Origin of the sequence: Streptomyces coeruleofuscus, assembly GCF_039532725.1 — a bacterium.
Classification (GTDB): Bacteria; Actinomycetota; Actinomycetes; order Streptomycetales; family Streptomycetaceae; genus Streptomyces; species Streptomyces coeruleofuscus.
In genome coordinates, this window is record NZ_BAAASE010000005.1 from 16,840 (window position 1) to 28,718 (window position 11,879).

At 70.4% G+C, this 11,879-nt stretch carries 12 protein-coding genes; 7 read left to right on the plus strand and 5 right to left on the minus strand.

Annotation, left to right across the window (positions count from 1 at the left end):
* Positions 1-2 precede the first annotated feature (2 nt).
* Positions 3-3,323, minus strand: a complete 3,321-nt coding sequence (locus ABFX81_RS19585) for a family 78 glycoside hydrolase catalytic domain (RefSeq protein WP_346138395.1) — start codon at positions 3,321-3,323, stop codon at positions 3-5.
* A gap of 276 nt (positions 3,324-3,599) precedes the next feature.
* On the opposite strand from ABFX81_RS19585, the gene ABFX81_RS19590 reads away from it, so the two are divergent.
* The 7 genes from ABFX81_RS19590 (at position 3,600) to ABFX81_RS19620 (ending at position 9,306) form a co-directional block, all read left to right on the plus strand.
* Positions 3,600-4,538, plus strand: coding sequence for an ABC transporter ATP-binding protein (locus ABFX81_RS19590; protein WP_346138396.1), 939 nt, complete (start codon positions 3,600-3,602; stop codon positions 4,536-4,538).
* Positions 4,535-5,371 (plus strand): ABC transporter permease, encoded by an 837-nt coding sequence (locus ABFX81_RS19595; protein WP_086853098.1) that lies wholly within the window; start codon positions 4,535-4,537, stop codon positions 5,369-5,371. The genes ABFX81_RS19590 and ABFX81_RS19595 overlap by 4 nt, the downstream gene beginning before the upstream one ends.
* Before the next feature lie 109 nt (positions 5,372-5,480).
* Positions 5,481-6,749, plus strand: a complete 1,269-nt coding sequence (locus tag ABFX81_RS19600) for a histidine kinase (RefSeq protein WP_086853096.1) — start codon at positions 5,481-5,483, stop codon at positions 6,747-6,749.
* Complete coding sequence (locus ABFX81_RS19605; protein WP_086853094.1) at positions 6,746-7,411, plus strand: response regulator; 666 nt, start codon at positions 6,746-6,748, stop codon at positions 7,409-7,411. The genes ABFX81_RS19600 and ABFX81_RS19605 overlap by 4 nt, the downstream gene beginning before the upstream one ends.
* A gap of 100 nt (positions 7,412-7,511) precedes the next feature.
* Complete coding sequence (locus tag ABFX81_RS19610) at positions 7,512-8,216, plus strand: YqjF family protein (protein WP_346138397.1); 705 nt, start codon at positions 7,512-7,514, stop codon at positions 8,214-8,216.
* Between the two features lie 4 nt (positions 8,217-8,220).
* On the plus strand, positions 8,221-8,856 hold the full coding sequence (locus ABFX81_RS19615) for a hypothetical protein (protein ID WP_086853091.1): 636 nt from the start codon (positions 8,221-8,223) through the stop codon (positions 8,854-8,856).
* A gap of 69 nt (positions 8,857-8,925) precedes the next feature.
* Positions 8,926-9,306: a hypothetical protein gene (locus tag ABFX81_RS19620; RefSeq protein WP_086853089.1), complete on the plus strand. Its 381-nt coding sequence runs from the start codon at positions 8,926-8,928 to the stop codon at positions 9,304-9,306.
* Here ABFX81_RS19620 and ABFX81_RS19625 read toward each other — a convergent pair whose 3' ends face one another.
* The 4 genes from ABFX81_RS19625 to ABFX81_RS19640 all read right to left on the minus strand — a co-directional run bounded on the left by ABFX81_RS19625 (position 9,307) and on the right by ABFX81_RS19640 (position 11,870).
* Positions 9,307-9,750 (minus strand): SRPBCC domain-containing protein, encoded by a 444-nt coding sequence (locus ABFX81_RS19625; RefSeq protein WP_086853087.1) that lies wholly within the window; start codon positions 9,748-9,750, stop codon positions 9,307-9,309.
* A 2-nt stretch (positions 9,751-9,752) separates the two neighbouring features.
* Positions 9,753-10,103 carry a metalloregulator ArsR/SmtB family transcription factor gene (locus ABFX81_RS19630; RefSeq protein ID WP_086853085.1) on the minus strand — a complete coding sequence of 117 codons (351 nt, stop codon included), beginning with the start codon at positions 10,101-10,103 and terminating at the stop codon, positions 9,753-9,755.
* Complete coding sequence (locus ABFX81_RS19635) at positions 10,100-10,558, minus strand: SRPBCC domain-containing protein (protein ID WP_086853083.1); 459 nt, start codon at positions 10,556-10,558, stop codon at positions 10,100-10,102. Before ABFX81_RS19635 ends, ABFX81_RS19630 begins: the two co-directional genes overlap by 4 nt.
* A gap of 94 nt (positions 10,559-10,652) precedes the next feature.
* The gene (locus tag ABFX81_RS19640; protein ID WP_086853081.1) at positions 10,653-11,870 is read right to left on the minus strand and encodes an acyl-CoA dehydrogenase family protein; all 1,218 of its coding nucleotides are present in this window, start codon (positions 11,868-11,870) and stop codon (positions 10,653-10,655) included.
* Positions 11,871-11,879: the final 9 nt, after the last annotated feature.

Below are 11,879 nucleotides of genomic sequence, written 5' to 3' on the forward strand. Positions count from 1 at the left end.
CCCTACCGGGTCATTGCAGTTCTCCCGGTCTCGCCGGGGCCGCCGAGTGCGGGGCCGACGCCGAAGCTGTAGGACCCGGACCCGACCTCGAACACGGCAGCTCCGTCCTCCATCCGGAGGAACCGGACTCCCCTGGCGGCGTCGGCCGGCCGGCCGCCCTCGGTGACCGCCGAACGGGTCCGCGTGGGCACGTGGACTTCGGCGACGGTGTTGACCGGCACCGTCACCTTCAGGTCGACGGCGCCGTTGTGCGTGCTCCACTTCGACGAGAGGCGGCCGTAGACGGTCTTGAGGCTTCCGGAGCCCTCCGTCAGGTTCCCTCCGGGTGCCGGCGCGATGCGTGAGCGCTTGTAGCCGGGCTCGATCGCCGAGAGGCCGCCGATGTTCTGGAACATCCAGTCGCCCACGGCCCCGTAGGCGTAGTGGTTGAAGGAGTTCATGTCGACCGGGCCGAAGCTGCCGTCGGGCATGATCGAGTTCCAGCGCTCCCACATGGTGGTGGCACCGTTGACGACCTCGTAGCCCCAGGACGGGTAGTCCTTGTGCAGCAGCATCTTGTAGGCCAGGTCGTCCCGGCCGATCTTGCTCAGCGCGGGCAGCAGCAGCGGTGTGCCGATGAAGCCGGTGCGCAGGTGGTAGTCGGTGAGCGCCAGCTTGGCCACGAACTTCTCACCGGCCTTCTCGACGAGTGCCGGATCCGAGATCAGGTCCATGCCGAGTGCCAGCGCGTATCCGGTCTGCGAGTTGCGCTTGACCGTGCCGTCGGGTGCGACGTAGGCCTTGGTGAAGGCGTCGCGGATGTCGGCGGAGAGCTTGCCGTAGTCGGACGCCGCCGTTTCGTCACCGAGGGCCTTGGCCACCTCGGCCATCATGCGGGCGTTCTCTGCGTAGTAGGCCGTGCCCAGGATGCCCTGCTCGGTGGGGTCGTCCAGGTGCAGCCAGTCGTCGGTGAAGAAGGTGGTGCGGCCGGGCTCGAGCAGGTCCGGTCCGGCGCTGTCGCGCACGAACTGGAAGAACTTCTGCATGGCGGGGTAGTTCTCCCGCAGGATGCGGGTGTCGCCATAGGAGCGCCAGACCGAGTACGGCACGGTGATCATCACGTCGGACCAGCCCACACCGCTCTCGCCGAACTGGCCCTGAGGGGTCGGTACGACCGCGGGCAGGTCACCGTTGGCGTACTGGGAGTTGCGCACGTCCGCCATCCAGTGGGACAGGAAGGCGCGGGTGTCGACGAGGTAGTTGGCCGTCGGCGCGAACAGGCTGATGTCTCCCGTCCAGCCCAGGCGTTCGTCGCGGGCCGGGGTGTCCGTGGGGATGGAGAGGAAGTTGCCCCGCTGGCTCCAGGAGATGTTGCTCACCAGCCGGTTGAGCATGCCGTCCGAGGTCTTGAGCGTGCCGGTGGCCGGGAGGTCGGATCCCCATACGACGCCCTTGACGTGGGAGAGGGCGGGAGGCTCGGTCACCCCGGTGATCTCGATGTAGCGGAAGCCGTGCTGGGTGAAGGTGGGTTCGTAAGTGACACTTCCCGTCTCTGCAAAGGTGTAGCGGTCGGTGACCTTGGCACTGCGGAAGTTGTCGGTGTAGAGGGTGCCGTTCTTGTTGAGCACCTCCGCGTAGCGGATCTTGACCGTCTGGCCGGCGGAGCCGGTCAGGGTCAGCCTGGACACGCCGACCATGTTCTGACCGAGGTCGTACACGTAGGTCCCGGCAGTGGGCTCGGTCAGCTTCTGGGCCTGGAGCACCTGGGTCCGGCGTACGGGCTCGTCGCTCTGCGGAACCAGCAGGGCGGTGCGGGACGTGAGGCTCGCGACGGGCTCCCACTTCGCGTCGTCGAACCCGGGCCGGCTCCAGCCCGACGGCTCCAGTCGGGCGTCATAGGTCTCGCCGTCCTGCAGATCGGCCTTGGCGTAGGGGCCGTCGGCCGACTTCCATGAACCGTCCGTCGCGATCCACTGGACGGAGCCGTCGGTGTAGGTGACGCGCAGCTTCGCCACCAGGGCGGGGGTGTCCCCGTACTGGCGGCTCCAGCCGAGCCCGACCTTGCCGGCCCACCAGCCCTCCGCCAACGACGCGCCGAGTACGTTGTCGCCGCCGTCGAGCAGCTTCGTCACGTCGTAGGTCTGGGACTGGATGCGCTTGTGGTAGTTCGTCCAGCCCGGGGCGAGGACCTGGTCGCCGACCCGCTTGCCGTTGATCTCCAGTTCGTAGAGGCCGAGTGCCGACGCGTAGACGCGCGCGGAGGCGACCTTCTTGCCGGGCTCGGTCGCGAAGTCCTTGCGCAGCAGCGGCTGTGGGCGGGCCGCGGGTCCATAGAGGGCGTCCGTGGTGCCGGACACGACGAGGGCGGAGTCGGCGATGTCACCGCCGGTGAACGGGTTCCGGCCGGAGGCGAAGTCGGTGTCGAGCAGTGTGCTGCCGTCGGCGCCGGTCACGACGGCGTCGTAGACCGTTCCCCGTTCGCCGCAACAGGAGTGTGTGCGGAAGCCTATGTACCCCTTGGTGAACGTGGAGTCGGTGAGGGTGCTGACCGGCTTGCCGTCGAGGGTCGTCCTGATGGTGGTGCCCGCCACGTCGTAGCGGACGGTGTGCCGTCCGTCGAGGAGACCGGCGTTGGTGAAGCCGTAGGGCGCGAGATCCACCTGCTGGACCACGGTGTAGGTGCCCTTCAGCTGCTTGTGCAGTCGCAGCATCGGTGTGGGACCCGTGACGTTGAACTGCCACATGTAGCCGTTGCTCGCGTCCGAGGCACGCAGGAACATACCGAAGGCGGCACTGTCGAGCCTGAAGTCGACCGTGGCGGTGTAGTCGGTCCACTTGTCCAGCTCACTGGGAGCCGCAGGGCGAGTGATCCACTGGGCGCCGTCCCAGTCGCCGGAGTTCAGCAAGCCGGTCTCGAAGTACGCGGTCGCGCTCCACGGACTGGCGGCTCCCTTGTCGTCCCACGCCCGGACGCGCCAGAAGTACCGCGTGCCCGCCTCCAGGCCGGGGCCTTCGTACCGCACGCCGACCTGACGGCCGGACTCCACCTTGCCGGACGACCACACATCTGCGGACCCCGGCCTGCGTCCGACCTGGATCTCGTAGGCCTTCTGCGACGTCGCCCGCCGGGACGACGCCAACTGCCAGCCGAGGACCGGGTCCTCACCACCGATGCCCAGCGGGTTGACCCGGCCGTTGGCGGTCAGGGCCTTCACCGTGAACGGAGCGTCGGACACCGACGCGGCGGAGGACATGGACGTCGGCAGGATCGCCACGCCTCCGACCACGGCGAGCACTACGAAGCCTCTGAGGAGCACGAGCAGGACCGAGCGCTTTTCGCCCATGGCAACTCCGCATTGAATCGTTTCAAACAAGCAGGTTGCCGGGACGGTACTGATGTGACGCCGGACACGTCAAGAGGGAGGGCGGATGGATCGGCAAAGCCGGGGCGGCTTTCAGCCTTGTCGACCACGGCGGTCGGCGACGGGCGTCCCCCCAGGGTCGCTGCCGTCGGCAGTGACGTACTCCGGTCGTGGTACGCGCAGTGACCGCCGTGGGGCGACGCGAGAACCGGCCGCCTTGCAGGAGCCTTGAGGCCTTGAACAACCCGGAGGTGGATCGTGATCGAAGTGAACGACCTCAGCAAGCGGTACGGGGACAAGCTCGCGGTGGACGCGCTCAGCTTCGCCGTGCGTCCTGGTGTGGTGACGGGCTTCCTCGGGCCCAACGGCGCGGGCAAGTCGACGACGATGCGGATGATCATGGGACTTGACCGGCCGTCGTCCGGGACGGTACGTGTCAACGGCCGCCCGTACGAGCAGCACGAGGCGCCGCTGGAGACGATCGGGGCGCTGCTGGAGGCGAAGGCGATCCACCCGGGACGCTCGGCGTACCACCACCTGCTGGCCCTCGCGGCGAGCAACGGCATCGGCAGGCGGCGGGTGCTGGAAGTGATCGACATGGTCGGCCTGACGGAGGTGTCCCGCAAGCGGGCGGGTGGGTTCTCGCTGGGCATGGGGCAGCGGCTGGGCATCGCCTCGGCGCTGCTCGGCGACCCGCGGATCGTCATGCTGGACGAGCCGGTCAACGGACTCGATCCCGAAGGCGTGCTGTGGATCCGCAACCTGTTGAAGGACCTCGCGGACCAGGGGCGGACCGTCTTCGTCTCCTCCCATCTGATGAGCGAGATGGCACTGATCGCCGAGGACCTCATCGTGATCGGGCGGGGCCGGCTGCTGTCGGCGGGCCCGCTCGCCGACTTCGTCGCGCAGTCCTCCGGCCGCAGCGTACGGGTGCAGTCGCCGCAGTCCGGAGCCCTGCGGGACCTGCTGGTGGGTGACGGCGTCTCCGTCACCGGCAGCCGGCCGGGCGTGCTGGACGTCCAGGGGCTGGAGGCCGCCGAGATCGGTGAACGCGCCGCTGCCGCCGGGCTGGTGCTGCACGAGTTGTTCGTCCAGGAGGCGTCGCTGGAGGAGGCGTTCATGGAGCTGACCCGGGACGCCGTCGAATACCACGCCACCACCGCCGAGTTCGCCACCACCGGAGGGACGAGCCGATGAGCACTGCCGCCCTCGACACACAGAAGACGACCGGGACCGCCGGCCGGCCCGCGCGGGGTTTGCGGGTGACCTTTCCGCGCGTCGTCCACATGGAATGGATCAAGCTGCGGTCGCTGCGCTCGACGCTCTACACGATGACGATCACCGTGGCCCTGGTCATCGGCCTCGGACTGCTGTTCAGCAGCCTGGTCGGTTCGGGACAGGGCCCCGGGGAGGACGATTTCAGTGACCCGACCTCGATCAGCCTGGGCGGGGTGATGCTCGCCTCGCTGGCCGTCGCGGTGCTCGGGGTCCTGATGAGTGCCGGCGAATACGCCACCGGGTCCATCCGCGCCACGCTGGCCGCGGTCCCCTCGCGCCTGCCGGTGCTGTGGGGCAAGGTGATCGTCTTCGCCGTGGTCAGTTTCGTGCTCATGTTCGTCGCGGCCCTGGGGGCGTTCCTGGGCGGTCAGTCGGTTCTGTCCTCCCGTGACATGGCCACCGCCGCGCTCTCCGACCCGGGCGTGTTCCGCGCTCTGATCGGCGCGGCGGTCTACCTCACGGGTGCAGGGCTGATCGGCCTGGCGGTCGGCGTCCTGCTGCGCAACACGGCCGGGGCGATCACCACCGTGGTGGGCGCCCTGTTCGTGCTGCCGGGGGTGATCCAGCTCCTGCCGAGCAGCTGGAACGACGCCATCGGCCCGTACCTGCCGTCGAACGCGGCGAACGCGTTCATGTCCGTGCGGACGAGCGGTGACTCGCTGTCGTCCGGGTCCGGGCTGGCGGTGTTCGCCGTGTACCTCGTCGTGCTCCTGACCGGCGCGGCCGTCCTGCTCAAGCGACGCGACGCGTGAGCCCGACTGCCGCGGGCACGCCGCCGAACCCCCTCGTACGCCTTCGGGCGTGGGGGCGGGCGGCCGCGTCCGTGCGCAGCGAGGATCTGTACGAAGGGACGGTGAAGCCGTGATCGGACCGGCGTCGCTGCGACGGGTGACCAGCACCCACCCTCGCCTGCTGGATGCCGCCCTCGCCGCCCTCGTGGGTGGTGCGGGCATGCTGCCCCTGCTGTTCGGGCGCTGGCCCGACGGCGACCGGGCGTCGGGCGCCGACGCCGTCGCCGCCGTGGCCGCGTTCCTGCTGCTGCTGGCGCGCCGCCGGGCACCGCTGCCCGTCCTGGCGCTGACCGTGCTCGGCGAGGTGGCGTTCACCGTCCTCGCGTCACAGCCGTCGCGGGCGCTGAAGGTCACCGTGTTGCTCGTCATCTACACCGTGGCCCGCACGGTCCCCCGGCGGACCGCGCTGATCGTCACAGCGGGCACGGCCCTCGTCCTGTACGCCGTCATCACGTATGCGATGGGTTCGGCCTACACCCCGGAGGCCGGCGCGGTGTTCGCCTGGACCGGGATGTTCGCCGCTGTCGGGGGCACCGTGCGCACCTGGCGCGACTACGTCGCCGCGGTGGAGGAGCGAGCGCTGCGGGCGGAGGCGAGCAAGGAAGCGGAGGCACGTCGTCGCGTCGCCGAGGAGCGGCTGCGCATCGCCCGGGAACTGCACGACGTGATCGCCCATCACATCGCCCTGATCACCATTCAGGCGGGCGTCGCCGGGCACTTCCTGCGTGACCGGCCGGACCAGGCCGACGTGGCGCTCGGCCACATCCGAGACGGCGGCCGTACGGTGCTGGACGAACTGGGCTCGCTGCTGCGCGTCCTGCGGCAGTCCGGTGACGAGTCGGACGCGACGCAGCCGGCCGAACCCGTGCCCGGGCTGGCCCGGCTCGGAGGGCTCCTCGAATCGCTGACCGCCGCGGGGCTGAGCGTCCGCCACCGGCAGACCGGCCGGCCGCGCCCCCTGCCGACCGCCGTCGACCTGGCCGCCTACCGCGTCATCCAGGAGGGGCTGACCAACGCGCACAAGCACGGTGCCACCGCCGAGGCGGACCTGCTCGTCGGCTACGGGCCCGACGCACTGCGCATCCGGATCACCAACCTCCTGCACGCCCGCCCGTCCCCGGTCCCGGCCGCGGCGGGCACCGGACACGGGCTGACGGGCATGCGCGAGCGCGCCCACGCGGTCGGCGGCAGCATCCGTGCCGGAGCGGAACCCGACGGTCGTTTCCGCCTCGACGTGCGTCTGCCGCTGCCTAAAGCCGCACCACCGGCCGGCACTCACACGCCGGACGGGTCCGGCACGGCCCTCTACCCGACCGCCGCTCACGGGAGGCAGGGATGACCATTCGTGTTCTGCTCGCCGACGACCAGGTCCTCGTCCGTGCCAGCTTCCGCATGATCATCGATTCGGAACCGGACCTGGAGGTCGTAGGTGAGGCGGCAACGGGCGGTGAGGCTGTCGGACTGGCCCGCAGTACCCGTGCCGATGTCGTGCTGATGGACATCCGGATGCCCGACATGGACGGCCTGGCCGCCACACGCGCCATCTCGGCGGACGAAGACCTCGCGGGCGTACGGGTGCTGATCCTGACGACGTTCGAAGCCGACGAGAACGTCTTCCAGGCGCTGCGTGCCGGGGCCAGCGGGTTCCTCGGGAAGGGCGTGGAACTCTCCGACCTCCTCGACGCGATCCGGCTGGTGGCCCGCGGAGAGGCGCTGCTGTCACCCAGGGCGACCAAGGCACTCATCGCCCAGTACCTGACCACACCCGACCTGACGAACGCTCCCGCCCCGGAGCTGACGAGCCTGACCGAACGCGAGCGCCAAGTGCTCGTCCTCGTCGCCGCCGGCCTCTCCAACGACGCCATCGCCGGACAACTGCACGTCTCGCCCTGGACCGCCAAGACCCACGTGAACCGCACCATGACCAAGCTCGGCGTCCGCGACCGCGCCCAACTCGTCGTGATCGCCTACCAGACCGGATTCGCCCGACCCGGCGCATGACCGGCTCCACGGAAGTAGTCGTGGAAGACCGGCCGGGCGTTTTCCGCCGGCCGCGCTGGGGGACTCGCCGTGTGTGGTCGCGTATGGAGCGGAGCGGCGCGTGCGCGTTCCCGCGCTTCGGGCCGGCTGGCTGAGGCAGACGTTCGTCCATTGGGCCTTTCCGCCGGACGCGGTCCAGGCGCTGCTGCCCGAGGAACTGGTGGTGGACGAGTACGAGGGGTCGGCCTGGGTGGGGCTCACCCCCTTCGTGATGGCGGATGTGCGCCCTCCCGCGGTGCCCGTCCAGGTGCCAGGCCTCCCGACATTCGCGGAGACCAACCTGCGGACCTACGTGCGGCACCGGGACGGGGCGGACGGGCTGTGGTTCCTGTCCATCGAGGTGGCGTGCCCGCTGATGCTGGCGGCCAGGGCCGTGGGCGCGCCGTACAACCCGGGCAGGCTGAGCGTCTCGCTGAACGGGGACGCCGTCGCGTACGCGGGGTCCAGGTGGGTCGGCGAGGCCTCCTACCGCTTGGTTGTCCGGCCCTGTGACCCGATCACGCCCACCGAGCGGGACGTGTGGCTGACCTCGCGCTGGCGGGCGTACACCCGTCGGCTCGGCATGCTCTGGGAGACGCCGGTCGAACACGAGCCCTGGCCGCTGGCCCACGCCGCCGTCGACGTGCTCGAGGAGACGCTGACCAGCGCGGCAGGCCTCCCCGCGCCCGCCGCCGAGCCCCTCGTGCACTTCTCGGAGGGAGTGCGGCACGTGCGGCTCGGGGCGTCGAGGCCACGCGTCCCGACGCCAGGTCTGTCCGGGGGGTAGCGCCGTGAGCCGCACGCGCGGCACCCGCGGAAGGCGCCCGCGGCTGCGCTTCGACGGCTGGATCGCGGGCGTGGGCACCTCTTCCGGGACGCGCGTCGTGCTGGGGCACTGGCAGCGGTCGCCGTTCGGGCCGTTCAGCGACGTGATGATCGAGCGGGCCGACGGGGAACGGCTGCTGCTCGCCCCCTCGCACCGGACGGCGGACTTCGTCAGCGACACCTACAGCTTCGACTCGGTGCGTGTCGTGCCGGTCGAGGTGAGCGTCGCGGACGAGACCTGGACGGTCGCCGCCGGGCCGCTGGAGCTGCGCTTCACCGTCGGCCGACGACGACGGGCGCTGGGCGTTCTCCTGCGGGCCGTGCCCGGCGTACTCGCCGCCCGCCCGGCATGGGCCGCCCTGACGAACGGGCCAGCCCACCTGCTGCCGACCCACGTACGGACCCGCGGCCGTACGGGCGCGCGACGCCGTGAGTGGTACGGCGTACGGGACATGCGGCCGGTCGGCGTGGTGTCCGCGGTCTTCGAGGGCCTCGACCTCGGTGTCATGGCACCGGTCGAACCGCCCGTGCGCTTCGGATTCGGTTCGGTGCCCCGGGAACCCACCCTCACGCGGGTCACGACGACGGTGGAGCTGCGGTGACCTTCGTTTCCCCGCAGGTTCGGACGGGTACCCGGCCGAACCTGCGAAGAGAGCGGAAGGGGCGCCGCTATGGGCAGAGCGAGAGTGCCGGACCGGGCGGACACGGTCGCGGTGGCGCACGGCCTGTTCAACATCGTGGGCGGGCTGTGGCCGCTGGTTCATCTGCGCAGCTTCGAGTGGGTCTTCGGACCGAAGGCCGACGACTGGCTGCAGATGACGACGGGCGGCTTGCTGGTCTCGGCCGGCGTCGCCCAGCTCGCTGCGGCTCCGGGACCCCAGGGGCCGGTCCAGGCCCGTCGCATCGGCCTCGGCACGGCCACCACCCTGCTGGCCATCGACCTGATCTACGTGCCCAAGGGGCGGATCCGGCCGACGTACCTCCTGGACGCCGCGATGCAGACGGGATGGATCGCCGCCTGGCTGCGTTCGGCGGCTGGTGCCAGTCGCTGATCAGTGCCAGTCGCTGATCCGGACGTCGTCGGGCGCCGGCCTGCCGCGTCCCGTCTCCACGAAGTCCTTGAGGCTCATCAGGAAGGTCGCCCACTTCGTGCTGCAGTGGTGCATGAACTCGACCGGCTCGCGCCAGCCCTCGTGTTTGAACAGGACGATCGTGTAGTCGTCGCGTCGGCTGAGGCTCCAGTCGATCTCGGTCCCGATCCACTCCGCGGGGCCGTCCGTGACGCGCCACCGCACCCGGCCGACCGGGTCGAGCTCCAGGATCTCCATGTCGAAGCCGCCGACGTCGCCGAAGCGGAACACCAGCTGACCGCCGACCTCGCTCTTGCCGGTGGTGTCGGTCGTCCACCAGCCGGCGATTCCCTCGGGGGTCGCGATGGCCCGGTAGACGTCGTCCAGCGGCGCGAGGGCGCCGACGCGATGCAGGATGTCGGGCATCTTCATTCTCCTTCGGTGTGGTTGCGGCTGCGCTCGATCGCCTCCGCGATGTGCTTGATCCGGCGCAGTCGGGCGTCCCAGGACGTGCCGACCGCTGCCAGTTGCGCGGCCGCGCGGGCGAGTTGTGCCTCGTCGACCCGGTAGCGCCGCTCGCGGCCGGCGGGCTCGGCACGAACCAGCCCGACCCGGTCGAGGACGGCGAGGTGTTTGGACACGGCCTGCCGGGTGAGGGGCAGGCCCGAGCTGAGCGAGGTGGCCGTTCCGGCTCCGGACGCGAGGAGCAGGTCGATCAGCGTGCGCCGGGTGGGGTCACCGATCGCCGACCACAGTTCGTCGTCGACCGGCGTGCTCATGGGGTCGACACCAGTCGCGCGATGTACGCGTCCAGCCGGGGGATGTAGTGGTCCCAGCCGCTCACGTGATCGCGGTACTGCTCCTCGAGTACGGCGATCTCCCAGCCCATCTCGCGGAACCCGGTCTCGGTCATCCGCACTCGGGTCCCCTGCTCCGTCGGCACCAGGTCGAAGGTGACCAGCAACGAGTCCCCGCCACGTGCGGCGTCGGTGTAGCACCACCTGAAAGAGAACCGCGACGGCGGGTCGACCTCGACGACGGTGAGCGCGACGGTCATCGTCTCGCCGGTCCCCTCGTCCCGCCAGAAGAGCTCACCGGGCGCCCCTGCGACGGGCTTGAACCGGGCGTCGTCCGGCCACCACTCCCGCATGTGCTCCGGCCGGCTGACGACCTCGAAGACCACCTCCGGTGGTGCGTCGACGTGGATCTCGCGTTCGATGCTGCCGTACTCCATGCCCGAACCCTTTCGCAACCTTTAGTTGCGTATCAGAGTACGGCAGCGGGCGTTCATGCGCAACTTTTGGTTGCGCATTGGCTCGCCGTCGTCATCAGCCGTCGGCGACACCCGTGCGCGGCTGCCGGTAGGGCCGCAGCGCGCGACGCGCTATGGCGAAACGATGCGTCTCCGACGGGCCGTCGTAGATGCGGAACGGCCGCACCTCCCTGAACAGGCGGGCCAGCGGAGCGTCGGCGGCCGAGATGCCCAGCGCTCCGCAGATCTGCACCGCGCGGTCCACCACTCGGTTCACCGCCTCCGCCACGAAGGTCTTGGACACCGAAGTGAGCTGCGAGGCGGCCGCGGAGCCGGTGTCCAGTTCCCAGGCGGTGCGCTGGATCAGGGCGCGGCTCGCCTCGATGTCGATCTCGGAGTCGGCCAGCATCTGCTGGACCATGCCGAGGTCTCCCAGCACCGAGCCGAACGCCATCCGGCTCCCCGCCCGCTCCAGCGCCACGTCCTGGGCACGGCGGGCAGCTCCCAGCCAGCGCATGCAGTGCGTCATCCGGGCGGGACCGAGCCTGACCTGGGCCCCCTCGAAACCGTGGTCCACCGCGCCGAGCACCTGCTCCTCCCCCACCACGCACCCCTCGAAGGCGATCTCGCTGTGCCCGGCGAAGAGCGACTCGTCGAGGGTCTCGATGGTCCGGACGAGACGCATGCCGGGATTGCCGGCGTCGACCAGGAACATGGTGGCGCCGCCCGGGTCGCCGGGACTGCCGGAGGTGCGGGCCATGACGATGGCGAAGCCGGCTCCCTCGGCACCGGTGATGAACCACTTGCGCCCGTCGATGCGCCAGCCGCCGGGGACCCGGGTCGCGGTGGTCCGCAGGGAGCGGGGATCGGCACCCGCACCAGGCGCCGGTTCGGTCATGGCGAAGCAGGACCGTGATTCGCCCTCGGCGAGCGGACGCAGATACCTCTGCTTCTGCTCTTCGGTGGCCACCTTCTCCAGCAGGTGCATGTTGCCCTCGTCCGGGGCGGCGCAGTTCAGCGCCAGCGGTCCGAGCAGGGAGTAGCCCGCCGCTTCGAACACCACCGCCTGCCCGCGCAGGTCGAGTCCGTGTCCGCCCCAGCGCGCAGGCACGTGCGGAGCGAACACCCCCGCGTCACGGGCGGCCTTTTGCAATGTCTCCCGCAGGGCCTCGGGGGCGTCGTGCACCGAGCCGCCGCACTCACGCTCGGCCGGAATGACCACTTCGCGCACGAACTCGGCCGTCTTCGAGGCGAGTTGAGTGACAGTCGGGTCTACATCGAACTGGATGGGCACGGGACCTCC

Excerpts from the sequence above, each read along its gene's own strand:
- ABFX81_RS19585 (WP_346138395.1), bottom strand. The coding sequence starts at position 3,323 with ATGGGCGAAAAGCGCTCGGTCCTGCTCGTGCTCCTCAGAGGCTTCGTA.
- ABFX81_RS19595 (WP_086853098.1), top strand. The coding sequence starts at position 4,535 with ATGAGCACTGCCGCCCTCGACACACAGAAGACGACCGGGACCGCCGGC.
- ABFX81_RS19605 (WP_086853094.1), top strand. The coding sequence starts at position 6,746 with ATGACCATTCGTGTTCTGCTCGCCGACGACCAGGTCCTCGTCCGTGCC.
- ABFX81_RS19620 (WP_086853089.1), top strand. The coding sequence starts at position 8,926 with ATGGGCAGAGCGAGAGTGCCGGACCGGGCGGACACGGTCGCGGTGGCG.
- ABFX81_RS19625 (WP_086853087.1), bottom strand. The coding sequence starts at position 9,750 with ATGCCCGACATCCTGCATCGCGTCGGCGCCCTCGCGCCGCTGGACGAC.
- ABFX81_RS19630 (WP_086853085.1), bottom strand. The coding sequence starts at position 10,103 with ATGAGCACGCCGGTCGACGACGAACTGTGGTCGGCGATCGGTGACCCC.
- ABFX81_RS19635 (WP_086853083.1), bottom strand. The coding sequence starts at position 10,558 with ATGGAGTACGGCAGCATCGAACGCGAGATCCACGTCGACGCACCACCG.